29 protein-coding genes are annotated in these 25,476 nt (G+C 61.9%); 13 read left to right on the forward strand and 16 right to left on the reverse strand.

Features of this window, described 5'->3' with window-relative positions; genetic code table 11:
- Positions 1–9: 9 nt before the first annotated feature.
- Together P9250_RS17500 and P9250_RS17505 are read right to left on the reverse strand one after the other, a co-directional pair.
- Positions 10–2,289: an NADP-dependent malic enzyme gene (locus P9250_RS17500; protein ID WP_244826457.1), complete on the reverse strand. Its 2,280-nt coding sequence runs from the start codon at positions 2,287–2,289 to the stop codon at positions 10–12.
- Positions 2,290–2,532: 243 nt separating this feature from the next.
- Positions 2,533–3,759 (reverse strand): MFS transporter, encoded by a 1,227-nt coding sequence (locus P9250_RS17505; protein ID WP_310394340.1) that lies wholly within the window; start codon positions 3,757–3,759, stop codon positions 2,533–2,535.
- Positions 3,760–4,015: 256 nt separating this feature from the next.
- Here P9250_RS17505 and P9250_RS17510 point away from each other — a divergent pair, with 256 nt between their 5' ends.
- Complete coding sequence (locus P9250_RS17510; protein WP_310394342.1) at positions 4,016–4,702, forward strand: orotate phosphoribosyltransferase; 687 nt, start codon at positions 4,016–4,018, stop codon at positions 4,700–4,702.
- Positions 4,703–4,801: 99 nt separating this feature from the next.
- Here P9250_RS17510 and P9250_RS17515 read toward each other — a convergent pair whose 3' ends face one another.
- The gene (locus P9250_RS17515; protein WP_310394344.1) at positions 4,802–5,509 is read right to left on the reverse strand and encodes a response regulator; all 708 of its coding nucleotides are present in this window, start codon (positions 5,507–5,509) and stop codon (positions 4,802–4,804) included.
- Positions 5,510–5,878: 369 nt separating this feature from the next.
- Here P9250_RS17515 and P9250_RS17520 point away from each other — a divergent pair, with 369 nt between their 5' ends.
- The 3 genes from P9250_RS17520 (at position 5,879) to argC (ending at position 8,253) form a co-directional block, all read left to right on the forward strand.
- Positions 5,879–6,385, forward strand: a complete 507-nt coding sequence (locus tag P9250_RS17520) for a YbhB/YbcL family Raf kinase inhibitor-like protein (RefSeq protein ID WP_250465911.1) — start codon at positions 5,879–5,881, stop codon at positions 6,383–6,385.
- 185 nt (positions 6,386–6,570) lie between these two features.
- Positions 6,571–7,137 (forward strand): flavodoxin family protein, encoded by a 567-nt coding sequence (locus tag P9250_RS17525; RefSeq protein WP_310394345.1) that lies wholly within the window; start codon positions 6,571–6,573, stop codon positions 7,135–7,137.
- 162 nt (positions 7,138–7,299) lie between these two features.
- Positions 7,300–8,253 (forward strand): N-acetyl-gamma-glutamyl-phosphate reductase, encoded by a 954-nt coding sequence (argC, locus tag P9250_RS17530; protein ID WP_244826463.1) that lies wholly within the window; start codon positions 7,300–7,302, stop codon positions 8,251–8,253.
- Between the two features lie 212 nt (positions 8,254–8,465).
- Here the strand turns inward: argC and P9250_RS17535 are convergent, their stop codons facing one another.
- The 3 genes from P9250_RS17535 to P9250_RS17545 all read right to left on the reverse strand — a co-directional run bounded on the left by P9250_RS17535 (position 8,466) and on the right by P9250_RS17545 (position 10,226).
- Positions 8,466–8,831, reverse strand: a complete 366-nt coding sequence (locus tag P9250_RS17535; protein ID WP_309844700.1) for a response regulator — start codon at positions 8,829–8,831, stop codon at positions 8,466–8,468.
- A 7-nt stretch (positions 8,832–8,838) separates the two neighbouring features.
- Positions 8,839–9,264 carry a hypothetical protein gene (locus P9250_RS17540; RefSeq protein ID WP_310394346.1) on the reverse strand — a complete coding sequence of 142 codons (426 nt, stop codon included), beginning with the start codon at positions 9,262–9,264 and terminating at the stop codon, positions 8,839–8,841.
- An 89-nt stretch (positions 9,265–9,353) separates the two neighbouring features.
- The gene (locus P9250_RS17545) at positions 9,354–10,226 is read right to left on the reverse strand and encodes an NAD(P)-dependent oxidoreductase (protein WP_250509607.1); all 873 of its coding nucleotides are present in this window, start codon (positions 10,224–10,226) and stop codon (positions 9,354–9,356) included.
- 90 nt (positions 10,227–10,316) lie between these two features.
- On the opposite strand from P9250_RS17545, the gene P9250_RS17550 reads away from it, so the two are divergent.
- Both P9250_RS17550 and P9250_RS17555 read left to right on the forward strand, forming a co-directional pair.
- Complete coding sequence (locus tag P9250_RS17550) at positions 10,317–11,075, forward strand: Mut7-C RNAse domain-containing protein (RefSeq protein WP_310394347.1); 759 nt, start codon at positions 10,317–10,319, stop codon at positions 11,073–11,075.
- Between the two features lie 54 nt (positions 11,076–11,129).
- The gene (locus P9250_RS17555; RefSeq protein WP_244826468.1) at positions 11,130–11,399 is read left to right on the forward strand and encodes a hypothetical protein; all 270 of its coding nucleotides are present in this window, start codon (positions 11,130–11,132) and stop codon (positions 11,397–11,399) included.
- Between the two features lie 24 nt (positions 11,400–11,423).
- Here P9250_RS17555 and P9250_RS17560 read toward each other — a convergent pair whose 3' ends face one another.
- From P9250_RS17560 to P9250_RS17575, 4 genes are all read right to left on the reverse strand, one after another.
- Positions 11,424–12,713, reverse strand: coding sequence for an MFS transporter (locus P9250_RS17560; protein ID WP_244826469.1), 1,290 nt, complete (start codon positions 12,711–12,713; stop codon positions 11,424–11,426).
- A 229-nt stretch (positions 12,714–12,942) separates the two neighbouring features.
- Entirely contained in the window at positions 12,943–13,257 is a 315-nt protein-coding gene (locus tag P9250_RS17565) for a high-potential iron-sulfur protein (RefSeq protein WP_244826470.1), read from the reverse strand.
- Positions 13,258–13,382: 125 nt separating this feature from the next.
- On the reverse strand, positions 13,383–14,483 hold the full coding sequence (locus P9250_RS17570) for an NAD(P)/FAD-dependent oxidoreductase (RefSeq protein WP_310394349.1): 1,101 nt from the start codon (positions 14,481–14,483) through the stop codon (positions 13,383–13,385).
- A gap of 185 nt (positions 14,484–14,668) precedes the next feature.
- The gene (locus P9250_RS17575; protein ID WP_310394351.1) at positions 14,669–15,646 is read right to left on the reverse strand and encodes an AAA family ATPase; all 978 of its coding nucleotides are present in this window, start codon (positions 15,644–15,646) and stop codon (positions 14,669–14,671) included.
- A gap of 384 nt (positions 15,647–16,030) precedes the next feature.
- On the opposite strand from P9250_RS17575, the gene P9250_RS17580 reads away from it, so the two are divergent.
- Together P9250_RS17580 and P9250_RS17585 are read left to right on the forward strand one after the other, a co-directional pair.
- The gene (locus P9250_RS17580; RefSeq protein ID WP_310394352.1) at positions 16,031–16,570 is read left to right on the forward strand and encodes a hypothetical protein; all 540 of its coding nucleotides are present in this window, start codon (positions 16,031–16,033) and stop codon (positions 16,568–16,570) included.
- A gap of 50 nt (positions 16,571–16,620) precedes the next feature.
- A complete protein-coding gene (locus P9250_RS17585; protein WP_250465929.1) occupies positions 16,621–17,430 on the forward strand; it encodes an endonuclease/exonuclease/phosphatase family protein in 810 nt (269 codons plus the stop codon).
- 7 nt (positions 17,431–17,437) lie between these two features.
- On the opposite strand, the gene P9250_RS17590 is transcribed toward P9250_RS17585, so the two are convergent.
- A complete protein-coding gene (locus tag P9250_RS17590; protein ID WP_244826475.1) occupies positions 17,438–17,827 on the reverse strand; it encodes a response regulator in 390 nt (129 codons plus the stop codon).
- Positions 17,828–17,958: 131 nt separating this feature from the next.
- On the opposite strand from P9250_RS17590, the gene P9250_RS17595 reads away from it, so the two are divergent.
- A complete protein-coding gene (locus tag P9250_RS17595; RefSeq protein ID WP_244826476.1) occupies positions 17,959–18,555 on the forward strand; it encodes an alpha-ketoglutarate-dependent dioxygenase AlkB in 597 nt (198 codons plus the stop codon).
- 3 nt (positions 18,556–18,558) lie between these two features.
- On the opposite strand, the gene P9250_RS17600 is transcribed toward P9250_RS17595, so the two are convergent.
- Positions 18,559–18,933, reverse strand: coding sequence for a RidA family protein (locus tag P9250_RS17600; protein WP_284503230.1), 375 nt, complete (start codon positions 18,931–18,933; stop codon positions 18,559–18,561).
- A 131-nt stretch (positions 18,934–19,064) separates the two neighbouring features.
- On the opposite strand from P9250_RS17600, the gene P9250_RS17605 reads away from it, so the two are divergent.
- Positions 19,065–19,559 carry an MgtC/SapB family protein gene (locus tag P9250_RS17605; protein ID WP_250466292.1) on the forward strand — a complete coding sequence of 165 codons (495 nt, stop codon included), beginning with the start codon at positions 19,065–19,067 and terminating at the stop codon, positions 19,557–19,559.
- A 106-nt stretch (positions 19,560–19,665) separates the two neighbouring features.
- On the opposite strand, the gene P9250_RS17610 is transcribed toward P9250_RS17605, so the two are convergent.
- Entirely contained in the window at positions 19,666–19,938 is a 273-nt protein-coding gene (locus P9250_RS17610; RefSeq protein ID WP_250465932.1) for a hypothetical protein, read from the reverse strand.
- Between the two features lie 109 nt (positions 19,939–20,047).
- Positions 20,048–20,470, reverse strand: coding sequence for an arsenate reductase (glutaredoxin) (gene arsC, locus P9250_RS17615; RefSeq protein ID WP_244828133.1), 423 nt, complete (start codon positions 20,468–20,470; stop codon positions 20,048–20,050).
- A gap of 418 nt (positions 20,471–20,888) precedes the next feature.
- Here arsC and P9250_RS17620 point away from each other — a divergent pair, with 418 nt between their 5' ends.
- From P9250_RS17620 to P9250_RS17630, 3 genes are all read left to right on the forward strand, one after another.
- Entirely contained in the window at positions 20,889–21,185 is a 297-nt protein-coding gene (locus P9250_RS17620; protein WP_250465934.1) for a hypothetical protein, read from the forward strand.
- Positions 21,186–21,291: 106 nt separating this feature from the next.
- Positions 21,292–21,558: a cupin gene (locus P9250_RS17625; RefSeq protein WP_310394355.1), complete on the forward strand. Its 267-nt coding sequence runs from the start codon at positions 21,292–21,294 to the stop codon at positions 21,556–21,558.
- A gap of 36 nt (positions 21,559–21,594) precedes the next feature.
- Positions 21,595–22,413, forward strand: coding sequence for a DUF72 domain-containing protein (locus P9250_RS17630; RefSeq protein WP_310394357.1), 819 nt, complete (start codon positions 21,595–21,597; stop codon positions 22,411–22,413).
- A gap of 280 nt (positions 22,414–22,693) precedes the next feature.
- Here the strand turns inward: P9250_RS17630 and gudD are convergent, their stop codons facing one another.
- Both gudD and P9250_RS17640 read right to left on the reverse strand, forming a co-directional pair.
- A complete protein-coding gene (gene gudD, locus P9250_RS17635; protein ID WP_310394360.1) occupies positions 22,694–24,043 on the reverse strand; it encodes a glucarate dehydratase in 1,350 nt (449 codons plus the stop codon).
- Positions 24,044–24,529: 486 nt separating this feature from the next.
- Positions 24,530–25,423 (reverse strand): 2-hydroxy-3-oxopropionate reductase, encoded by an 894-nt coding sequence (locus P9250_RS17640; RefSeq protein WP_250465961.1) that lies wholly within the window; start codon positions 25,421–25,423, stop codon positions 24,530–24,532.
- Between the last annotated feature and the right edge of the window lie 53 nt (positions 25,424–25,476).

Consider the following 25,476-nt stretch of genomic DNA (forward strand, 5'->3'; position numbering starts at 1 on the left):
TTTTGCCCCTTACTTGTTATTCGCCACCTTCGCGTTCGCCGAAGCCACCGCCGTCATATTGATGATCCGTCGCACGGTCGCGGCCGGCGTCAGGATGTGCACGGGCTTTGCCGCGCCCAGCAGGAACGGTCCGACCGTCACGCCCTCGCCGCTCACCATCTTGAGCAGGTTGTACGTGATGTTCGCAGCTTCCACGTTCGGCATGATGAGCAGGTTCGCTTCGCCGGTGAGCGTCGTGCCGGGGAACGAAGCCTTGCGCACCGCTTCGGACAACGCGGCGTCGCCGTGCATTTCGCCATCGACTTCGAGGTCCGGCGCGCGTTCGGCGATCAGCTTGCGTGCTTCGGCCATCCGCTTGCTCGACGCGCTCGGCACGCTGCCGAAGTTCGAGTTCGACACCAGCGCCACCTTCGGCGAAATGCCGAAGCGCTCGATCTCGCGCGCGGCGAGAATCGTCATGTCGGCAAGCTGCTCGGGCGTTGGCGTTTCGTTGACGTAGGTATCGCTGATGAAGAGATTGCGCCCTTGCAGCATCAGCAGATTCATCGCCGCGAAGTTGTTTGCGCCTTCGGACTTGCCCAACACCTGATCGATGAACTTGAGGTGATCCTGATACGTGTCGATGAGACCGCAGATCATGCCGTCGGCGTCGCCGGTATGAACCAGGATCGCGCCGATCAGCGTGTTGAACTTGCGCAGCGCGGCCTTCGCGCTTTCGGGCGTCACGCCTTCACGCGCGGCGATTTCGTGATACGCCTGCCAGCTCTTTTGATAACGCGGATCGTCTTCCGGATTCACGATCTCGAAATCGACGCCGGGCTTGAGCTTCGAGCCCATCTTCTGCAGACGCATTTCGACGACAGCCGGCCGGCCGATGATGATCGGCTTCGCGATCTTCTCCAGCAACACGAACTGCGCGGCGCGCAGCACGCGCTCGTCTTCACCTTCTGCAAACGCGATGCGCGCGGGCGCAGCCTTCGCCGCCACGAACACCGGCCGCATCACCATGCCGGTGCGATACACCGTCGCGCCGAGCGTCTCGCGATACGCGTCCATGTCCTGAATCGGACGCGTCGCCACGCCCGAATCCATCGCGGCCTGCGCCACGGCCGGCGCAATCTTGATGATGAGTCGCGGATCGAACGGTTTCGGGATCAGATATTCCGGGCCGAATTCGAGCGAATGGCCTTCGTAGGCTTTCGCGACTTCATCGCCCTGGTCGGTTTCTTCCGCGAGTTCGGCGATCGCGCGCACGCACGCGAGCTTCATCTCTTCGGTAATGGTCGTGGCGCCCACGTCCAGCGCGCCACGGAAGATGAACGGGAAGCACAGCACGTTGTTGACCTGATTCGGATAGTCCGAACGGCCAGTCGCGATGATGCAGTCCGGCCGCACCTTCTTCGCTTCCTCCGGACGAATTTCCGGCTCGGGATTGGCAAGCGCGAGAATCAGCGGCTTGTCGGCCATCACCTTGACCATCTCGGGCTTGAGCACGCCCGCGCTCGAACAACCGAGGAAAACGTCGGCCTGATCGATGGCATCGGCGAGCGTACGCGCGTCGGTGGTCGCCTGATAGCGCTCCTTCGACACATCGAGGTTGCCGCGCCCTTCGTAGATCACGCCCTTCGAATCGACGACGAGCGTGTTCGACTTCTTCAAGCCCAGATCGACGAGCAAGTCCAGACACGCGATAGCGGCTGCGCCCGCGCCCGAACAGACGAGCTTGATTTCGTCGAGCTTCTTGCCGACCACTTTCAGGCCGTTGAGAATTGCCGCCGACGCGATGATCGCCGTGCCGTGCTGATCGTCATGGAAAACGGGAATCTTCATGCGCTCGCGCAGCTTCTTCTCGATATAGAAGCATTCCGGCGCCTTGATGTCTTCGAGGTTGATGCCACCGAGCGTCGGTTCGAGCATGGCGATTGCATCGACGAGCTTGTCGGGATCGGTCTCGTCGAGCTCGATGTCGAACACGTCGATGCCCGCGAACTTCTTGAACAGACACCCTTTGCCTTCCATCACCGGCTTGGCCGCGAGCGGACCGATGTTGCCGAGGCCGAGCACCGCCGTGCCGTTCGTCACCACGCCGACGAGATTCGCGCGCGAGGTGTATTTCTGCGCGTCGAGCGGTTCGTCGAAGATCGCCATGCATGCGGCGGCTACACCCGGCGAATACGCAAGCGATAAATCCAGCTGATTGGAAAGCGGTTTGGTCGGCGTGACGGAGATCTTGCCCGGACGCGGGTATTGGTGATACGCGAGAGCGCTTTGCTTCAGTTGTTCGTCCATGATTAGCCTGAGACGTTAGAAATATTTTGAACAGGGTTCACACCGCCGACGACCGCTCAACATTGAGTGTGGAGTGTGATTCGATGGACCAATGTCTTCAGTCGCCCGGCGCATCGGATAGACGCGGCGTGCCGCCCGTAAGGATCAAACGGGACGGCCGGAGCTTTAATTTTTGGGACGACCAGTGTACACCTCGCCTTCCAGATGGCGCGCAGCAGCATTTTCCCTAGGCCGAACGGTCAATCAGTCGAGTTCGGCGCCGCGTTTTTCGGGAATAAGAAAGAGCGTGGCAAATATATCGAGTAAATAGATCGATGCCAGCAAGGCGAGCGCAGTCGCGAACGAATACTTCGCGGCAAGCGCGCCAACCACGACCGGACCCAGTCCGCCGACCGCGCGGCCGATATTGAACAGCACGTTTTGCGCGGTGGCGCGCGCCTCGGTCGGATAGATTTCGGAGATGAGCGCGCCGTAACCGCCGATCATTCCGTTGACGAACACGCCCATGACCGCGCCGCCTACCAGCAACGCGCCGGGGCTCGTCAAGTTCGAATAGACGAAGACCACTGCCACCGCGCCGATCTGATAGAAGAGAAACGCGGGCTTGCGGCCGAAGCGGTCGGCCGCGACGCCGAAGAGCCAGATGCCGAGCGCCATGCCGAGCACGGTGACGGCCGTCCAAAGACCCGACTTCGTGAGCGAATAGCCGAAGGTCTTGGATAGATAACTGGGCAGCCAGATCATCAGCCCGTAATAGCCGAAATTCTGCACCGAGCACAGCACGATCACGCCAAGGCTCGCACGCGTCGTGCGCGCGGTGTCGAAGAGACGTCCGAGCGGCAGCTTGCGCGGCGCGTGCTTCGCGCGACGTTCCGTGAAGAGCGCGGGTTCGGCGACCTTGCGCCGCACGAAGAACGACGCGACCGCCGGCAACAAGCCGACGGCGAACATGCCGCGCCAGCCGATCATCGGCAGCAAAAGCGGCGTGAGAAGCGCGGCGGCGAGCACGCCGAGTTGCCAGCCAAGCCCGACATACGAGGACACGCGCGCCCGCAGCCGAGCCGGCCATGCCTCGGCGACGAGCGCCATGCCAATGCCGAACTCCCCGCCCAACCCAATGCCCGCGATGGTGCGATAGCCCAGCAAGTCGCCGTATCCTCTCGCAAGCGCGCACAGGCCGGTGAAGACGGCGAACAGGAGAATGGTCCAGGTCAGCATGCGCACACGGCCGAAGTAATCGGAGAGCATGCCGAAAACCACGCCGCCCGCGACCGCGCCGGCCAGCGTCCACGTGACGAGCGACCCTGCCTGCGCGGGCGTGAGGTGCAGATCCACGGCGATCGCGGGCAGCATGAAGCCGAGGATCAGGAGATCGAAGCCGTCCATCGCATAGCCGAGAATGGAAGCGATGAGCGCGTGCAGCGCGTGGCGGTGATTCGGGGTATCGACGGAAGGGGAAGCGAGAGTCATGTCGGAGCACGGCGGGCGAAGTTGCGCGAGTTTAAGTGCGACGACCACGCGGCTACAAGACGCTCAAAAAATAGGCGCTGTCCCGAGCCGCCGCTCGCCCGAACGTCTCACCTCGGGTAAAATTTCGGCCTACGCGCGCAGGAACCGCACGAACGCCGTACAAAAGCGGCTCGTTCTGCCTGTTAATGCGCCAGGGCCCCACGCGGCCGCCTCCCGCTTCGACCAAGCGCCACCATCCAAGTCCAAGGATTCGCCCATGACAGGCTTCGATCGCCAGACGATCTCCGACACCACCGCCAAGATTTTGCTCGAAGTACAGGCGGTGCACTTCAACGCGGAAAAACCGTATATCTTCACGTCCGGCTGGGCGAGCCCGGTGTATATCGACTGCCGCAAGCTGATTTCCTATCCGCGCGTGCGTCGCGGTCTGATGGAAATGGCCGAGGCGACCATTCTGCGCGACGTCGGCTACGAACAAATCGACGCGGTTGCAGGCGGCGAGACGGCGGGTATTCCTTTCGCGGCGTGGCTGGCGGATCGCCTGATGGTGCCGATGCAATACGTTCGCAAGAAGCCCAAGGGTTTTGGTCGCAACGCGCAGATCGAAGGTCTTCTGACCGAAGGCCAGCGCGTGCTGCTGGTGGAAGACCTGACCACCGACAGCCGCAGCAAGATCAACTTCATCAATGCGCTGCGCACGGCTGGCGCAATGGTGAACGACTGCTTCGTGCTCTTTCACTACAACATTTTCAAAGAGAGCGTGTCGGTGCTGAAGGATATCGACGTGAATCTGCACGCGCTCGCGACGTGGTGGGACGTGCTGCGCGTCGCCAAGGAACAAGGCTATTTCGAATCGAAGACGCTGGATGAGGTCGAGAAATTCCTGCACGCGCCTGCCGAATGGTCGGCGGCACACGGCGGAGCGACGGCTGCGCCGCAATAAGTCTTTAAAGCAATCGCTGGTTGAGAATCGAAACGAAAAAGCCGCTGACATGACATCAGCGGCTTTTTTCAATTCGTCCAGCGGTTGAATGGTGCGAACCTAATTTGAATCTGGAATGGGCACGTCTTCCACGGAACCGTCGCCCGAATATGCCGAGAGATTCATCAAGCCATTACTTTGTGCATACTGAAACAATTCGGAATCTCGCTCGATACCCAGTTTGCGCATAGCGGTGTTCTTTTGCGTGCTGATGGTTTTAATACTGCGCCGCAATTGCCCCGCTATTTCAGTGATCGTCATGCCCGAGACGAAGAGCCGCACCACTTCGAGTTCACGCTTGGAAAGAATCACGCTGCGTTGCTGACCGCTTCCGCTCATTCCCATGCTGTCGAGCGCCGCCTTGACCGATGGCCCGAGATACTCCTGACCGCGCATGACGTGCTGAATTGCCCAGCCGATATGGTTCATGTCGTCGGCTTTGTTGATGATCGACATGACACCGACTTCGCGCAGACGTTTGAGCAAGGCCGGGTTTTCCAGCATGGTCAGGACAACGAGTTTTACCCGGGGAAATTGCCTGCCGATATAGCCGAGCAGCGGCATGCCATCGCCATAAGAGCCGCCCGGCATTGCAAGATCGGTTACAAGAACGTCGCAATGCGATTTTTGCAGCAATTGAATAAGCTCGGTGGATTGCTTGGCCTGACCAATGACGTCGACCTCCGGAAACTTGTTGAGCGCCTGAGTGGCGCCGAACAAGATGACCGGATGATCGTCTGCAATGGTGACTTTTATTCGCTGGCTCATTTACTGCCCCAGAATATTGGTTCGTCTGATGCCGCGCGAATCACTGTCGGGATATTCATTTTCTCTTTGATAGCTGCCGAAGTCGCCGCCGTCAAGGCGTCATCTCGTTTTTAATTTCAGACACATTTGAACTGCGCCATAGGTTTAGTCTCAAGGTGCAAGCTTTTAATGCTTTGTTGCAATGTTAAACTGCAACTTGGCATGAAGCGCATCACTGAGACAAAAAACATCGTTGCAGCCATCGAAACGCTGATATAAGGCGCAACGGCACTGACAGGAGTCAGCTACATGCGCCTCGCATGTCGAACCGAGAGTCCGGCCGGTCTTACGTTATTCGCACTCTCGACGTGGATATTGACGGTGATTTTCATGCCACAAGACGCCGTGGCTGAACCGGCATTCACCGTTTCAAGCGTCGATCTAGTTCCGGGAAAGCCGGTTTCGCGCGATCTTCTTTTCAATGAATCCGACTGCAAGGGCGGCAATCGCTCACCGCAGCTTTCATGGCGCGGCGCGCCCACCGATACGCGCAGTTTTGCGATCACCGTATTCGATCCCGACGCCCCCGGCCGCGGCTGGTGGCATTGGGCCGTCGCCGGCATTCCGGCGGGTGTGACGCATATACCGGCCAATGCGAGCGCCGCCGGCGCGCTGCGCAAAATGAGCGCGGTGGAAGCCCGCAACGACTGGGATACCGACGGTTACGGCGGTCCGTGCCCTCCGCCTGGCAAGGCGCACCGCTATATCGTGACGGTGTATGCGCTGCGCAGCGACGATCTGCGGCTGCGGCAGGGTACGCCCGCGCTGATGTTCGAACACGAAATCCGCACGGTAAGCATCGCTTCGGCGCAGTTGACGTTCACTTACGGCCGGTAATGAACGGGCGGCGAGCGTAACGCTCGCCGCATCCATGTCCGCAGAACGAAATTTGTCTTTGCTAGACTGGTTCCGCTCGCCCGCCGCCTTCGTCGAGTGATGGCTTCCATGCCGTCGTCGCGAAGAGCAAACCCACACGCGTGCAGTCGAGACGCACCGCGAATTCATCGCGGCTAAAGGAAACCATGTCGAACATCATCATCGTTTATCACAGCGGCTACGGCCACACGAAGAAAGCCGCCGAAGCCGTGCTGGCCGGCGCCACGGACGCAGGCGCCAACGCCAAACTGATCGCAGTCGGCGATCTCGACGACGCCGCCTGGGCCGAACTGGATGCCGCCGACGCCATCGTCTTCGGCTCGCCGACGTACATGGGCGGCCCGTCCGCCGACTTCAAGAAATTCGCCGACGCCAGCTCCAAACCCTGGTTCGCGCAAAAATGGAAAGACAAGATCGCGGCTGGCTTCACCAATTCCGCGACCATGAACGGCGACAAGTTCCTGACGATTTCCTACTTCGTCACGCTCGCCATGCAGCACGGCATGATCTGGGCGGGCACCGGCATGATGCCGTCGAACACGAAGGCCGCTACCCGCAACGACCTGAACTTCGTCGGCGGCTCGACCGGGTTGCTGACGCAATCGCCCGCGGATGCATCGCCGGACGAAGCGCCGCCGTCCGGCGATCTCGAAAGCGCCCGCGTATTTGGCGCGCGAATCGCTGCCGTGACTGCTCGCTGGACCGGCAAGTAAGGCGCGCGCGCCGCTTGGGCGGCGCGTTTGACAGCCTGCACGCGCTCGTTGCGGACAACGGACATCAACGCGTCTCGGAAACGCCTTAAAATGTCCGTTTTTGCGGCGAGCGCGTTGGCGTTGCAACCATTTGCGTCGTCGCGCCGAACCAGTGAGATCGAGATGACCACGAAAGTATTTGTCGACGGACAGGAAGGCACCACCGGCCTTAAGATTTTCGAATATCTGTCGGGACGCCGTGACATCGAGGTGCTGCGTATCGATGACACGAAGCGCAAGGACGTCGAGGAACGCCGCCGCCTCATCAACGCATCCGACGTGACCTTTCTATGCCTGCCGGATGTCGCCTCGCGCGAATCGGTTTCGCTCGTCGACAAGGACAACGCTCGCACCGTCATGATCGACGCCAGCACCGCGTTTCGCACGCAGGACGACTGGGCGTACGGTCTGCCCGAACTGTCGCGCGCGCAGCGGGAACGTCTGCGTACTGCGAAGCGCATCGCCGTACCGGGCTGCCATGCATCGGCGTTCGTACTGTCGGTGCAACCGCTCGTCGCGGGCGGTCTCGTATCCGCCGATTTCGACGCGCACGCCTATTCGATCACCGGCTACAGCGGTGGCGGCAAGAAGATGATCGCCGAATACGAAGCCGGCGGCGACGCGCGTCTGGCGAGTCCGCGTCCGTACGCACTCGGCCTCACGCACAAGCATCTGCCGGAAATGTCGGTGCGCACGGGTTTGAAGCGCGCGCCGATTTTTACGCCAATAGTCGGCCCGTTCCTGAAGGGTCTGGCGGTGACGACATATTTCTCGCCCGACCAGCTCGCGCGCAAGGCGAAACCGCAAGACGTGCGCGATATGCTCGCCGAGTACTACAACAACGAGCCGTTCGTGCGCGTGCTTCCGTTCGATGCCGAAAGCAATCTCGACAACGGTTTCTTCGACGTGCAAGCGTGCAACGACACGAACCGTGTCGAGATTTTCGTGTTCGGCAACGAAGAGCGTTTCGTGACCGTGGCGCGGCTCGACAATCTTGGCAAGGGCGCATCCGGCGCGGCGATTCAGTGCATGAATCTGGCCATCGGTGCCGACGAGGAAGCCGGGCTCACGCGCTGATCGTTATCCCTCGGAAAGCAGAAAAGCCGGTTCGCTTTGTCAGCGGATCGGCTTTTTTATTGGCTGCATCGTTTGCTGCGGACGAAAAAAAGCCCGCCTAGTTTGGCGGGCTGAATCCATATCAGTGGAGACATGGAGGAGACAAGAGTAACTATATCGTTAAATTTGATGCGATGCAACATCTCCGTTGCATGCGATCAACACGGAATATTTCACGGCTGCGTCATCGAGAGAATGAACTGCAGTTGATCCGATGAAATTGGCTTCACAAGATGTACGTCGAAGCCCGCATCCATCGTTAGTTCGCGGTGTTGCGGCTGACCCCAGCCCGTGAGCGCAACGAGCATCATCGCGTGACCTGTGGGCGTGCGGCGCAAATCACGCGCGGCGACGAGCCCATCCAAAAGCGGCGCGCCGATATCCAGAATCACGACATCCGGCGAAAACTGCGCGGCCACGTGCACGGCTTGCGCGCCATTGGCGGCGAGCGCCACTTCGTGCCCCATTCCATTCAGGAGATTGGCGAGACCGCTCAGGGCGTCGTCGTCGGCGTCGGCTATGAGGATGCGCTTCGTCACGATAGCCTCACCGGTTGCCGTAGATTTCGAGCTTCAGCTTGTTCTCGCCCGCCTGCGATGCCGTGATCTCCGTGCGCGCGCCGCGTGCGCCAAGATAAAAGTGCTGGCGCGCGGGCGAATTCTGGTCGTGGGTGGCGTCCGGCAGACAGGAAGCGATGTCCGCCGCGACGCTTTGCAGCGCATCGGCGCTTGCTCCGCCGTGCGGCGTCCAGGTGCATCGATAGTTGCTTTGCGACGCCGCGCAGCTCGCGCCGTCGCCGTATGCCAACGCGACGGGCCGTCCATCGATTGCGGAGAGTGACGAGAAATTCGGCGCCGCCGCCACGATGCGCTTCAGCGCATCGCACGGGCTCGGGGTGTCATCGGCGTGAGCGGGCGCGCTCGACAAGGCGCCCCAGCAAAGCGCGGCGAAGGCGATGCGGTTCGATGGCATGACGTCTCCCAGCTATTTTTAATTACGTTCGATGCATAGCCATCCCAGCAAATCACGAACCCGTTAGAACAGACGTTTCTTTTCAACGATCATCGTCCCGCGCGGCGCGCCGCCACTTGCCCGAGCACCGCGAAGTCCTTTTCGCCGTCGCCGTGGGCAAGCGCGTCGACGAGGTTGTCGCGCACCACGCTCGCGACTGGCAGCGGCACGTTGACCGCGTCGCCCGCGGCTATCGCGAGGCGCACGTCCTTCAGACCGAGCCGCGCCTTGAAGAGCGCGGGCTCGTAACGACGCTCCGCGATCATCTTGCCGTAGCCCTGATAAACCGGCCCCGGAAACAGCGAATTCGTGATGACGTCGAGCAACGTCTGCGCCTCGATACCGTGTCCGCTCACGAGCGCGGCCGCTTCGCCAAAACTTTCTATCGCCGACGCCAGCATGAAATTCGCCGCCAGCTTGAGCACGTTGGCGTGCTGCGGCTCGTGGCCCACGCGCCAGGTTTTTTGACCGAGCGCGTCGAAGACGGGTTGCACGCGCGCGATGTCGGCATCGGCGCCGGCCGCGAGAATGTTGAGCTTGCCCGCCGCCGCGACATCCGGCCGGCCAAGCACGGGCGCGGCCACGTAAGCGACGCCATGCTGCGCGTGCAATTGCGCGAGTTCGACGGCGAGCGCCGCCGAAATGGTCGCCATGTTCACGTGCACGAGGCCTTTCGGCGCGTGCTTGAGCAAGCCGCCATCGATCAGCACGGAGCGCAGCGCTTGATCGTCCGCGAGCATCGAAAAGGCGGCGTCGCCGGCAAATGCCTGCTCGGGGGTATCGACCACGGATGCGCCCTGGTCCGCGAGCGAACGCGTCTTGTCGCGCGAGCGGTTCCAGACGCGCACCGTGTGGCCCGCTTTCAGCGCGTTGACGGCCATGGCCGCGCCCATTTCACCCAGACCGATGAATCCGATATCCATGCTTACGCTCCATTCGTTGATTGCCGACCGAGCGCCAGTAGAGCACATCGACTGGCAGCACGCCGAATCCGCCGATGCGATACTGACTGCATGGTCACGGCGCGCTTTCACTTCCATCGCGAACTGAACGACTTTCTGGCGCGGCCCCAACGCGGGCAGGCATTCGCTTGCGCCTGTCCGCCGTCTTCGTCGGCCAAGCACATGATCGAAGCGCTGGGCGTGCCGCACACGGAAGTGGCGCTGATCGTGCGCAACGGGCATCCGGCCGGCTTCGACGCGCCGATCGAAGAGAACGATGTCATCGAGATCTATCCCGCGCGGCGCGTGCCGCCCGGCATGGCCGACGGCGCACGGCTTTTGCGGCCGGCGCTCGTCGCGGAAAATCTGCGCTTTATCGCCGATGCGCATCTCGGCGGCCTCGCGCAACTGTTGCGGCTCGCGGGTTTCGACACGCATTACGACAACAACTTCGCTGACGATGAAATCGAGCGCCTTGCGCACGATGAAGCACGCATCGTCCTTACGCGCGACCGCGAATTGCTCAAGCGAAAAAATGTGCTGCACGGCTGCTACGTGCGCGCACTGCATGCCGACGAGCAATGGCGTGAAGTGGCGGAACGTCTCGATCTCGCGCCGCATGTGCGCGCGTTTCGCCTCTGCCTCATGTGCAACGCGCCGCTGCGTCGCGCGGCAGCGAGCGAGATCGACGACCGCGTGCCCGAAGGCGTGCGCGAACGGCACACGCGTTTCGTGACTTGCGATGTCTGCCGCCGCGTCTTCTGGGAAGGCTCGCACTGGAAGCGCATGCGCGAGCGCATCGACGGTCTCGCGGATGCAAGCCGCGTGTGAACCTCCACGTACAATACGGCCCCTGCCTATCAAAACGCCGCAACGGAGCATCGCGTGAACAAATTTCAACTGGAACAAACCAAGGCGTTCAAGCTCGCCAACGACCTGAAGCAAGGCGGCAAGCCGCGCGTGGGCGCAGCGGAAGCCCCGAAGCTGGATCGCCGCGAGCAGCGCAAGCTGGATCAGGCCAAGGGCCTCGTGCCGTTTGCCTGCAAGCTGGACGAGAAGCTCGTGACGCAATTGAAGGAACGCGCCGCGAACCACGAAGGCGGTCTCTCCGAAGTCCTGGCGGAATTGCTCGTCGCAGCGGGTCTGGAGCGTTGAAGCGTCGCGCAGGCGCTCGACCGCCTAGCGGATGCCGTCACGCGCCTCGTCGACATCGACGTGACGCGTCGCCGGAATGCAGGCCACGGCGATGATCGAAAGCACGAGTCCCGCCATCACGTAGAAGGTCGGCGCGAGTTGCGAGCCCGTCGTCTTGATGAGCCACGTCACGATGAACTGCCCGAAGCCGCCGAACAGCATCACGGCGATGTTGTACGCGAGCGCAAGCCCGGTCGAGCGGATATGCGCGGGAAACAGCTCCGCGATCAGCGCGCCGAACGGCCCGTAGTAACCGGACAGCGTGATCGACAAGAGCGCCTGCACGACCACGAGCCGCGCCACGCTCGGTTCGGCGGCGAGCCACGCGAAGAGCGGATAGATGATCACGAGCGTGATGAGAAGCGACCACAAGGTCAGGCCCTTGCGTCCGATTCGATCCGACCACGCGCCCGCCACCGGCGAAAGCACGGTCAAGATGAGATTGCCGACGATCAGCGCCGTGAACGACTGCCCGAGCGGCAGCTTGAGTTGCTTGACCGCGAAGGTCGGCAGATAGGCGATCAGCACATAGACCGTCACCGTCAGCGCGATCACCGAACCGAGCCCGCACAGCACTTCGCGGCTGTGATTGCGGAAGACTTCACCAAGCGTCGCGCGGCGCGCGGTCTTCTTCGCGTGCAGGAACGCTTCGGTATCGGCCATGTTGCGCCGAATGTACAGGCCGATCGGCCCGATGATCAAACCGAGAACGAACGGCACGCGCCAGCCCCATGAATCGAGCGCTTCGGGCGACAGTCCACGCGTGATCGCCGCGCCGACGAGCGCGCCGAGCAAGAGCGCCGCCGCCTGACTCGCCATCTGGAAACTGCCGTAGAAACCGCGTCGGGAAAACGGCGCTGCTTCGATCAAGAGCGCAGTCGCCGTTCCGAACTCGCCGCCGGCGGAGAAGCCCTGCAACAGCCGCGCGAACACGATCACGAGCGGCGCGCCGATCCCGATTGCCGAGTATGGCGGCGCTATCGCGAGCAGCAGAATGCCGATGGTCATCATCGCGATGACCAACGTGAGCGCCGCCTTGCGCCCCGCGCGATCCGCATAAAGACCCAGCACGATGCCGCCGACCGGCCGCATCACGAACGCGACGCCGAAGGTCGCGGTGGTCAGCAAAATGGATGAGTAGTCGCTATAGCTCGGAAAGAACAAGCGGGCGATGACGACAGTCATGAAACCGAACACGGTGAAGTCGTACCACTCCAGCGCATTGCCGATGACCGCGGCCGCGACGGCGCGCGCATTCAATGGTCTGCCTGCCATGCGAATCCCTTTGGTTTGTCGATCATTGGGTTTCGTGCCATCGGACGGACCCCCGTTGGCCGCGTCGTGCGCGTATCGCCCGGCGCATCGAATGCATTTGCTCAGGCGAGGCGTAAGGCTGAATTTGCCTTGGCGAGTGTAAAGACCATGCGTTTGCTTATCAAGCGGCTACAACGCAAAACGCGCCGGGCAATGCCGCCAGGCGCGTTCGTCGTCCAACGAGGGAAGCTCAGGCCTTCTTTACATACGCGCCGCACCAGCCCTTCGAGGCGACCTGCTTGTTCGCGAACATCGGACACGGCGCGTAGGCATCGGCGGCCTTGCCTTGATAGAACTGGCAGTTGCCGCAGTCTTCGCCGGCGGCGTACTTGGCGAACTTGGCCTTATCGACCTTGGTCGCGTCTTCCTTGTAGCCGAGCGCCTTGGCGGTGGGATCGTTTTCGTCGACCTTCGGTGCGTCGGCGAAAGCGGCTTTCGAGCCGAGCGCGAACGTCGATGCAACGCCCACGCTGGTGATGAGAAACGTACGACGAGATGCCTTCATGGTGACTCGCTCCATGTTGTATTGGGGGAAAACGCCGTTCTGACGACGGCGATGCCCGAGCATAACAATCCGGAAGCGAATCGATGAAGCCAAATGTTATAGATAAGAACCCGGGGGAATCGCGGCTAACGCATCATGTCCGCCACGCGCTCGGCGATGGCGAGTGAAGCCGTCAGTCCGGGCGATTCGATACCGAACAGATTCACGAGCCCCGGCACGCCATGCGCGGACTTGCCTTGAATCATGAAGTCGGCGGCTGCCTGCCCCGGACCCGAGAGCTTCGGCCTGATGCCCGCGTAGGCTGGCTGCAGCGCGTCGTCAGGCAGACCCGGCCAATACGCACGAATCGCGGCGTAGAAGGAATCGGCGCGGCGCGGATCGACATCGTAATTGAGCGACTGCACCCATTCGACATCAGGACCGAACTTGGCTTGGCCGCCCATGTCGACGGTCAGATGCACGCCGAGTCCCGCTTCATTGGGCATCGGATAGATGAGCCGTTCGAACGGTGCGCGCCCGCTCACGCTGAAGTAGTTGCCCTTCGCGAAGTAGAGCGGCGGCACGTGACGATCGTCGAGACCGCGAATCTTGCTGGCGATCCTGTTCGCGTGAAGCCCCGCGCTGTTGATCAGAAACGACGCCCGAAAGCGCGCCGGGGCATCGCCGCCGGTCTCTACGATAAAGCAGCCCTCGCGCGCGTCGATGGCGGCCACCGGCGTATGAAACACGATGTTCGCGCCGTGATTCTCGGCATCTCCTTGTAGCGCCAGCATGTACTGGTGACTGTCGACAATTCCCGTACTCGGCGACCACACCGCCTCGACGCACGTCAGTTGCGGCTCCATCTCCGCCGCCTGTGCGCCGCTGATCCGCACGAGACCTTCCACGCGATTTTCCAGGCCCTTCTGTTCGATGCCCGCAAGCTGCGGAATCTGATTGCGCGCCGTGGCAACGAGCAGCTTGCCGCATTGCCGATGCGGCACGCCATGCTCGCGGCAGTATTCGTACAGCATTTCGCGCCCACGCACGCACAGCTCGGCTTTCTGCGATCCACGCGGATAGTAGATGCCCGCGTGAATCACTTCGCTGTTCCGCGAACTGGTGCCAATGCCGATCGCCTCGCCCGCTTCCAGCACGATCACTTCGCGCCCGCGCATCGCCAGTTGCCGCGCAATCGCAAGCCCAACCACGCCCGCGCCGATTACCATGCACTCGATCCGATCCATGTCCGTTCCGTCGCAAGATAGCTCGCAACCATTCTACGTTCTTGACTATTGCGAGTTGCACAACAAACGCATGGCAATTGAACCGAATTACGGAGCAATGCAGAAAAAGGCATGAAACTGGCCGTCCGATGACAAAAAAGCCATGTTTCCATGGCTTTTTTGGCAATTCCAAAAATTCGTGCGCTTTAAAAACCGATCGCTTTCTTGCGCGAATTACGGTCGAGCTGGATATCGCGCGCCTCGACGTGATGCCGTCCGTCGATACGCGCGTTGCCAAACGCGTTGAGCATCGCGCGCCGCATGCCGCGTGGCGAGGCTTGCGTGAGCGCATCGAGCGGGGCATCGCCGAGCGTTTCGGGAAAGCGCCGGCCCCACGCGTGCGTCGTGCGGATGTCGTCGTAAATCGCCTGCGCGATACGACGCGCGCCGTCGCGATCCGGCGCGGGAATCTCGTAGACGTTCATGCGGTTCATGATCGGCTCGGGAATGGCGCGCGCGTCGTTGGCCGTTGCAATCCACACGACGTTGCCCGCGTTGATCGGCACTTCCGCGAATTCGTCGATAAAAGTCTGCGCCGTGTCGTGTTCGAGCAACGCGTAAAGCGCGCCGAGCGGATCGTATTGCGCGTCGCCGGTGGCCTTGTCGATTTCATCGACGGTAATGACGGGGTTCGCAAAGCTGCCGTTCACAAGGGCGTCGAACACCTTGCCTGGCTTGGCGTTGCGCCATTGCGACGACGCGCCCGAGAGAATCCATCCGGCGGTGAGCGAACTCATCGCCACGTAATGCGACGTGGTCCCGAGCATTCGCGCAAGCTGCTTCGCAAAATGCGTCTTGCCGATGCCGGGTTCGCCGAGCAACAGCATTGGCATGAGTTCGAGGCGGTCCTCGGTTTCGAGGCACAGCGCGATCTGCTTGCGAATGTCGTCGAGCGGCTCCTCGAAGTTCGGCAGGGAAGCCGCAAGGTCGTCGATGCACGGCATGCGATTCGGCTTCACGCAGAAGCGCAGATTGCCGACCTTGAGCATCTTCTCGTAAGTAGCGCGCAGGGCGTCGCTTGCGCCTTCGGACAAGTCGTTGAGCGCGGTTTCCACGTCGTCGAGACTGTAGACCTTGCTGAACGATGCCACCGCCAGTTCCTGTTTCACCACGGCTGTCGTCATGTCACACCCCGTCATTGTTTTGGTCGACAAAGCCAGTGTAGCGACGACAAAACACCACGCAAGCGAGCAGTCTCGCGGGTCTGCTGCCAATTCCGCCGCGTAGCGCAGGCGCGAGTATCATCGTTCGTCCCACGTGTGAGCGTGCCGCGAGCGGGTTCGAAACGTGCTGTTTTTCTGCGGCGTTTTTCCAACCTGGCTGCGAAGTGTTTTGTGCGGCCTCATATGTCGGGTTTTGGTAAGGATTCTGGCTGAACCGTAGCCGTGCAGCCCGGTCAGAATCAAGTCGCCGAGGAAACGCCGATCCAGCGGCTTTTCGCCCAAGCAGATCACGCGCAAAAGCGAAACGCCGCCATCCGAACCGCCCGTGCGCCGGAGAAGCCTTCAATGCAAAGAACAACACGAACCGTCTTGCCGTTCCCCTTTCGATTTGCGCTTGCTGCGAGCGCGTGCCTCGTGGTGGTATCGGCGGGACCTGCCTGGGCGCAGTCCAGCACGCCGCAGCCTGTCGACTGGGAGTTGCAGGTCGTGCGCGACGGTCAGCAAATCGATTCGTTTTCCGCCACGACGAATGTCGGCCAGGCGCGCACCGATACGCATCACAACATCACGCAGAATCAGGTCGGCTGTGCGAATCAGCCAGCGGGCGACATCGATCTCACGCGCACCATCACCGTTTCGCCGACGCACGCGAGCGCCGACGACATCACGCTCGCCATCGACGCTCAGGAAACGCTTCAGGATGATTCCTCGCGGAGCACGGCGGCCGGCTGCAAATTGCCGCCGGTGCCGCGTCAGGTGAGCGGATCGCATCCGGGGCTCGTGCTGAAGCCCGGCGAATGGGGCGAATGGAAGATCGTCGACAGCAATCCGACGCTGCTGTATCGAGTGCGCGCGAGCATGGCTTCGGCACCAGCAACGCAATGACGGCCTTCGTGACATAAAGTAGAGAGGCCGCGTCACCACACAACGAACGCATGCGAAACCCAGAACATCTTCCGCCAGGTCCATCCACGCACAACGGCACGCCGGACTTCACCGCCGTAAGCTGGAATCTCCACAAGGGCCGCTCACCGCTCGGACTGCGCGCCTGGAACGCCATGCAGCGGTGGGTTCAGACCACCAACGCCGACGTCTATTTTCTCCAGGAAGCGATGGCGCGGCGCATGCCGCAGCCCGTGCTCGCAAGCGGCTTCGGCAACCCGCTTGCAGCGCCGCTCGACGATGTCTGGCATTGCCAGGCCACCGAAATCGCCACCGCGCTCGAATTGCAGATCGCCCTCGGGCCGAACGTGTTCAAGCCGTCGTGGCGGCACGGCAACGCCATCTTGTCGCCGCATCCGCTGGATCTGTCCGGGCGCTGGGACATCTCGGCGCATCGCTTCGAAAAGCGTGGCTTGCTGGTCGCGCGCGCCACTTTCGCCGGCAAGGCCATCACGCTCTTGTGCGCGCATCTGGCGCTCACGCGTTCCGCGCGTCTGCGTCAGATGAACTGGATCGCGCACTGGATTGCGAAGGAAGCGCCGGAAGGCCCGCTCGTGCTGGCAGGCGATTTCAACGACTGGCGCAACGATTCCGTGCCGCTCTTTCGCGAACTCGGCATGAGCGAGGTCGCGACGATGCTCGGCGAATCCGGCCGCACCTTTCCGGCGTTCTCGCCCGCGCTCGCGCTCGACAAGATGTTCGTGCGCGGTCTTAAGCCTGTCGAATGGCTCGTGCCGACGCAGGACACCGCATGGCTGTCCGATCACTTGCCGTATATGGCGAGACTGCGCGTCGAGGAATGAGGCGGCGTTAGCCGAGCAGCGCTTCCAGAGCGTCGATGGAAACTGGCTTGGTGAGGTGATGATCGAAGCCGGCATCGATCGAATTCTGGCGATCCGCGTCGCTGCCGTAACCGGTCAGCGCGAGCAGCAAGGCGTCGCGCGTGACGGGGCGCTTGCGCATCTCGCGCGCCACGTCGAAGCCGTTCATGCCCGGCAGACCGATATCGAGCAGCACCACGTCGGGTTTGAAATCGTCGATGGACTGCAACGCGCGCGGACCGTCGTGCTCCGTGCGCACTTCGTGGCCCAATGCTTCGAGCAGCATCGACATGGCAAGCGCGGCGTCCTCGCTGTCGTCGACAATCAGAATGCGCCGGCTCGACGCCGCGCCGCCGGTCGCTTCGGCGGTGGTGTTCATGCGTGTCCTCGTACATTTTCAAGATGGCGAGGCGACTGTAGCACAACGCCCGAGCCTGATGAAATGAGGGCGCAAGGCAGCATGCGACAGCTCTGCTATCGTGGACTTTTTCCGCGCACGCCGGCGTTCCCATGTTCGATCTCTTCGACGACATTCCCAAACCCGATATCGTGTGGCACCCGGACTGGATCGACTCCGACGCCGGTTCCGATCTCATGGGCGAGCTGATCGCGGAAGTAAGCTGGCAGCAGGACACGATGAACACGCCCCGCGGCCGTTTGCCGCTGCCGCGCCTGACCGCGTGGCAAGGCGAGCCGGATGCCGTCTATGTCTACTCGGGCATCCGCAACGTGCCGCAGCCGTGGACGCCCGCCGTCGCCCGGTTGCGCGATGCCGCTCAGGACGTGTGCGCCGCGCGTTTCAACAGCGTGCTCCTCAACCGTTATCGCACGGGGCTCGACAGCATGGGCTGGCACGCCGACAAGGAACGCGAGCTCGGGCCCGAGCCGGTGATCGCGTCGGTGAGTCTTGGCGCCACGCGTGCATTCGAATTCCGCCACGCGCGCACGCATGCCACGCACGCGCTCGCGCTGACGCACGGCAGCCTGCTCGTGATGCGCGGACGCACGCAGCTCGAATGGGTGCATCGCGTGCCGAAGGAGCCGGGCGCGCGCGGCGAACGCATCAACTTGACGTTTCGCTGGGTCGACGCATCGAAGCGGCGTTGAACTTCAGGGTCGCCGCGCGACGAAATCGATCTCGACGAGCGCATCGCGCGCAAGGCCCGTCACGCCGATGCACGTGCGCGCCGGCAGCGGCTTCGGCAGAAAGTAGGAGCGGTACACGGCGTTCATCGCGTCGTAGTCGCGCTTGAACTCGGTGAGGAAGATGCGCGCGCTCACCACGCTGTCGAGCGTGAGGCCGAGTCCCGTCAGCACCAGGATCAGGTTATCCATCACGCGGCGCGTCTGCGCGGCGACGCCCTCGGGCAGCGGGGCGTTGTCGTCGTTGGGGTCGGTCGGCATTTGGCCGGTGAGGAAAACCCAGCCGTCGGCTTCTGCCGCGTGGGAGAACGGGCCGACAGGCGTCGGCGCGGCATCGATCATCGAGAATTTGGGACGGTGGTTCACGTTGTCTCCTTGCAAGCAACCGGCACGTTAGCCCGCCAAAATATCCCGCGCGCGTCCGGACCTTTGATGCGAAGATGCAGCGTCCCTTCCAGTCCTGTTTCTTCGCGATGCTTCCTCAACCCATTCTCATCGATGCCGTCGTCCGCATGCTCGTCGCGGTGGCGATCGGCTGCATCATCGGCGTCGATCGCGATCTGCACGGCAAACCGACCGGCATGAAGACGCTCGGGCTCGTGTCGCTAGGTGCATGCATCGCGACCATGTGTGCGCTCGGATTTGCCACCGAGCCGCTCGCGCACAACACCGAAGTCTCGCGGGTGGTGCAAGGCATCGTGACGGGCATCGGCTTTCTGGGCGCGGGCGTGATCATTCAGAATCCGCGCGAGAACCGCATTCGCGGGCTGACCACGGCGGCTTCCATCTGGGTGACGGCGGCCGTGGGCATTCTGTGTGGGCTCGGCGTATGGAGTCTCGCGCTGATCGCCACGGTGATCCTCATCGTGCTGCTGACGGTTGGGCGGATCATCGAGAAAGGCTTGCTGAAGCGCTGGATGCGCAAGCCGCCGAGTCAACGTCCGGCGGGTATTGGCGAGGAAGAGTGACTGGCGGAGTTGCCTGTGCGCGTCGGCGCACTCTCGCATCATTGAAAAAGCAACGCGGCGCAACCTTGCGGCCCGCCGCGTTTCCAGGCGCAGAAAGTCGATGCGCTTACCAGCCGTGATGTTCGCGCCAGCGTTGTTCGCGATGCATCTCATGCCGCCAATGACGCTCGCGCTCGTGGCGTCGCCATTCATGTTCGCGCCAGCGTTCATCGCCGTAGCCGTATCCGTATGCGGGCTGCACGTAGACCGGCTGGGCCTGCGCATAAACCGGCACGCCGACGCCTACCGCGACATCGACATGCGCCGATGCAGCCGTCGATACCGCCAAACCCCCGAGTCCTGCCAACGCGATTGCCACAGTTGCAAGCTGCTTCTTCATGTCGCCTTCTCCTTGCCCCGATTGCGTGATGTCGAGTGCAGTCTAGAAGGCGATTCCTGACACAGGTGCAACAGACCCGCGAGAAAGGTAACGTCAGGTAACGGTCAAGTCAGAGCAAGCGTTTGCCTGCTTCGTCGATAACCACTTCGCCGTCTTCCTTTGCAAAAGGTCCTTTTTGCGGCTCCGGCAAAAGATCGATCACGAGTTCGGATGGACGGCACAGTCGCGCGCCTTTCGGGGTATCGACGAAGGGACGATTGATGAGGATTGGATGCGCGAGCATGGCGTCGATGAGTTGCTCGTCGGTGAGACTCGTGTCGCCCAAGCCGAGCTCGGCGTAGGGCGTGCCCTTTTCGCGCAGCGCTTCGCGCACGGAAAGCCCGGCGCGCGCGATGAGCGAAGTGAGCGTCGCGCGATCCGGCGGCGCGGTCAGATACTCGACGACTTTCGGCTCGATGCCCGCATTGCGGATCAGCGCGAGTGTGTTGCGCGAGGTGCCGCACTTCGGGTTGTGATAGATGATGACAGTCATGTCGGCGATGTCCTTGATGATCACATTCGGCATTCTAGGCCGACCTCACGATGACGCGCACGCCCGGCTTGCGTCAGGCCACCGACCGGATTGCCAGCGATGCAGCAAATACCCTGTTCAATCGCGGCTGCGCGGCCTATAACGAAGTGTGCAATGCGGCATGTCCTGGGTGGATCATCCGCCAGCGGTCTTACTGGCGTTCGTCCCTGTCTGCTTCGCAGTCGCCTTCGAATTGCATATCTACAAGTCCGGCAAGTGGTCGCATGGCAGAAGCCGACCGGAACCGGCCCTGACGCCTCTTCGCGCACTGCCATCGAGTAGAACGCACCGTGGCACGTCGTGTGCGAACGACGGTTCGCTACAACGAATAGCGCGACCCGGCCATTGTCGGTTCGTGCATCTCATTCAAGGAGTCGATATGAAAACACGTCTCGTCGCGACGGCGCTTGCCGCCTCGCTACTGGTGGCTGCTGGCAGCGCCTCGGCGCAGGAAACGTATTACCGCACGGCGCAGGTGCCGGGACAAACCACGGCGGATACCTCGTCGCAACCGGCGATGCAAGGCAGCACGCAAGGCCAAACGGGCGATATGTCGTATGGCGGCGCGCCCGCCTCTCGTGGCGCCACTGGCGCAATCGGCACGACCGGAACCAACGCGGGCATCTCCAAGCCGTGCGTGCGCGGGCCGCCCTGCGACATATTCTTCGGCAACTGAAGCAGCAAGCGCGGCCTGAAAGTTGCGCTAGCATCCGGTGCATGATCCCGTGCGCTCGCATTCTCGTATGCGGGCGCGCTTTCCTTTTCCCTTTGGAACGATCGCCATGCACCGAGACGAATTCCTCGCCCTTCTTCCCGAGGAGGGCTTTCAAGAAGTCGTGACCGTCACGCGCGAGCCGAACGGCGTAATGGATATTCACGCGCATCCCTTCGAAGCCAAGGCGCTAATTGTCGAAGGCGAGATCGCCATCCGCGTTGGCGATGACGAGCGGCTGTATCGCGTCGGCGAGATCTTCCAGCTGTCCGCGAATCTCGAGCATGAAGAACGCTACGGACCGCAAGGCGTGACCTATCTGGTTGGACGCAAGTAAGCCGCATCGGCGAACACACGACATCGAGGACGACATATGGCCACGCGAAAGACGGCGCGGATTCGCGTCGGTATTGGCGGATGGACGTTCGAGCCCTGGCGCGGCACGTTCTATCCGAAGGGACTCGCGCAGAAGCAGGAGCTCGAATACGCGAGCCGCGCGCTCACGACCATCGAGGTGAACGGCACGTTCTATGGCTCGCAAAAGCCCGAGACCTTCGCCAAATGGCGCGATGAAGCCCCGGACGACTTCGTGTTCTCACTGAAGGCGCCGCGTTACGCGACCAATCGCCGAGTACTCGCCGATGCGGGCGAAACCATCGAGCGTTTCTTCAAGAGCGGCTTGCTGGAACTACAGAACAAGCTCGGCCCGATCAACTGGCAATTTGCAGCGACCAAGAAGTTCGATGCCGATGACTTCGGCGCTTTCCTCAAGCTGCTGCCCGCGAAAGTGGAAGGCCGCGCAATTCGTCATGCCGTCGAAGTGCGACACGAGAGTTTCAGCGATCCGGCATTCGTGGCGCTGGCGCGAAAGCATCGCGTGGCGATTGTCGTCGCGGGAGACTCGAAGTATCCGCAAATCGCGGATACGACCGCACCATTCGTCTATGCACGCATCATGGGAACGACAGAGAAGCAGAAGCAAGGTTACTCGAAGGCGGCGCTCGATGGCTGGGCGAGCCGCGCGAAAGAATGGGCGGCGGGTGGCGTGCCTGAGGATATGGCGAGGGCATCGACAAGCGCGGGTGCGAAGGTCGGTTCGCGGGATGTGTTTCTTTACGTCATCAGTGGTTATAAGGAGCGCAATCCCGCTGCGGCAATTGCACTGACCGAACGAATCAATGGGACGACGTAATTTGACTGAGGCGAACGTTCCTCGGGTAGCGACCGGTGACGGTGTCTTTGCCGCTTCGTAGGTAAAGAGCCGTCACCGGATTTATGTCAGTTCCCTTTCACAGGCGGTAGCAGGGTGTTGTAACCAAATGCCGTTCGGCCGATAAGGATCAGTGCAATTCCCAATGTCGCAGCGACGGCGAAGATTACGCCGAAGATTCCAGACGCTTCTTCCCTCGCGACAAAAATGCCCCGCCCCCAAACGAAGCATTTTCGCCGCAGTCCCTTAGATCACTGCCCGCTCATCGCACCATGCAAGGCCTCTTGTTATCGAACTTCCAGTTCGGAATCAGACACTGCATGGCGACGCCATCATCGCGCGCGCCGAGTCCGTGTTGCAGATACAGCGCGTGCGCCTTCTCCACTTCATCCATATCGAGTTCTACGCCTAAACCCGGCTGCTCCGGCACCTTCACCTTTCCGCCCACGATTTGCAGCGGATCTCGCGTCAGACGCTGGCCGTCCTGCCAGATCCAGTGCGTATCGATTGCGGTGATCTTGCCCGGCGCGGCGGCGGCCACATGCGTGAACATCGCGAGCGATACATCGAAGTGGTTGTTCGAATGCGATCCCCACGTAAGACCCCAGTCGTTGCACATCTGCGCGACGCGCACCGAGCCTTGCATGGTCCAGAAGTGCGGATCGGCAAGCGGAATATCAACGGATTGCAACTGGATTGCGTGACCCATCTGCCGCCAGTCGGTCGCGATCATGTTGGTGGCCGTCGGCAGGCCAGTCGCGCGGCGGAATTCGGCCATCACTTCGCGGCCCGAGTAACCGTTTTCCGCGCCGCACGGATCTTCGGCGTAGGCCAGAACGTCGTGCTTGTCGCGACACAGGCGGATGGCTTCGGCAAGCGACCACGCGCCGTTCGGATCGAGCGTCACGCGCGCTTCCGGGAAGCGTTCCGCGAGCGCGGTCGTCGCCTGCATCTCTTCGTCGCCGGATAGCACGCCGCCCTTCAACTTGAAATCGTTGAAGCCGTAGCGCGCCTTCGCGGCCTCGGCCAGACGGACGACCGCTTCCGGTGTCATCGCTTCTTCGGTGCGCAGGCGTTCCCAGTCGTCGCGGCCATCCGCGCCGCTCGCGTACGGCAGGTCCGTCTTGTTGCGATCGCCGACATAGAACAGATAGCCGAGCATCTCCACTTCGTCGCGCTGCTGCCCTTCGCCGAGCAACGCCGCGACCGGCACGCCCAGATGCTGACCGAGCAAATCGAGCAGCGCCGCTTCGAGCGCGGTGACGGCGTGGATGGTCGTACGCAAGTCGAACGTCTGCAGGCCGCGGCCGCCCGCGTCGCGATCCGCGAATTGCGTGCGCACGCGGTTCAGCACCGCCTGCATGTTGCCGATAGATTGCCCGACGACGAGCGCGCGCGCATCGTCGATCGTCTTGCGGATGCTCTCGCCGCCCGGGACTTCGCCGACGCCCTGATTGCCCGCGCTATCGGTGAGGATCACGATGTTGCGCGTGAAGAACGGCCCGTGCGCGCCACTCAGGTTCATGAGCATGCTGTCACGGCCCGCGACCGGTACGACGCGCAGGTCGGTGACTTTGGGTGTGGCGTTCGCTTGAGGTGCTTGAGTGGACATGGTCGGAGCTTCGTTGGGTTGGTTTGCGCTGCGCTTGCTTTCGCGCGAGAGCACATTGAGTCGCGGCACCGATGGCACGCGGAGAACCAAGACGATGTCTCGCGCGTCGCAACGCCGGTATTCATGAAAGTGATGTAGCGCGTCTTCGTCGTCTTTCCGCGCAATATACGATCAGCGGTTCGCGCGCGTTATGTGACATGCAGAAGCACGCCGTCATCGTTATACGTTGTCAGATGACATGGTATCGCGAGTCGGCTTGAACACCAATTCGGCGTTTACCCTGTCACGCTTGAGTCCTTTCTACAAGCCCTTTAGAGCCCCTCGATCCTTCCAGCGGTCCAAATCGGCAAAGGTTAATTAAGACGTCCGACAACTAATAGCGAGTGCGCCCGCGTCGAGCCTCACGGCAAGGGCCAAGCTCCAACGAGCCAGCCAAAAACAAAAGCCGGCGAACGCCGGCTTGTCGACGACAGTTGAACCAGCGTCTTACTTCTTTTCCTGCCCAATCTCATGATTCGCCATGATCTCCAGCGCGCGAACCATTCCCGAGTGATCCCACGCCTTGCCGCCATGCGCGCTGCACGAGTTGAACAACTGCTGACACGTCGCCGTGTTCGGCAGCGACACGCCAAGCGACTGCGCGGTCGCCAGTGCCAGATTCAAGTCCTTCTGATGCAATTCGATCCGGAAGCCCGGATTGAACGTGCGCTTGGTCATGCGCTCGCCGTGCACTTCGAGAATGCGTGACGACGCGAAGCCGCCCATTAGCGCGGTGCGAACCTTCTCGGCATCGACGCCGGCCTTCGACGCCAGCAGCAGCGCTTCGCCGACTGCTTCGATGGTTGCCGCGACGATCACCTGATTCGCCACCTTGCAGACCTGCCCGGCGCCCACTTCGCCGATCAGCGAGATGTTCTTGCCCATCATGTCGAAGTACGGCTTGACCTTGTCGAAGGTCGCCTGCGCGCCGCCGACCATGATGGTGAGCGATGCCGCCTTCGCGCCGACTTCACCGCCGGAAACGGGCGCATCGAGGTAATCCGCGCCGCGCTCGCGCACCTTCGCCGCGAACTCGCGCGTGGCGATGGGTGAGATCGAGCTCATATCGACGACGATCTGACCCGCGCGCAAGTTCTGCGCGACGCCGTTCTCGCCGAACAGCACGCGCTCTACGTCGGGCGTGTCCGGCACCATCAGGAAAATGATGTCGGCCTGGGCGGCGACATCCGCCGGGCTATCGCACGCCTTGGCGCCCGCGCCGGTCAGATCGGCGGGCACGCCGCTGCGCGTGAATGCTGCGAGTTCGACGCCGTTCTTGAGGAGATTGGCGGCCATGGGATTGCCCATGATGCCCAGTCCGATAAAGCCTGCCTTTTGCATTGTGTCGCTCCTTGGTCGGTTTTCAGATTCGATTCTCGAAGTCAGCCGCGGGT

This window comes from Caballeronia sp. LP006 (genome assembly GCF_031450995.1).
Taxonomy (GTDB): domain Bacteria; phylum Pseudomonadota; class Gammaproteobacteria; order Burkholderiales; family Burkholderiaceae; genus Caballeronia.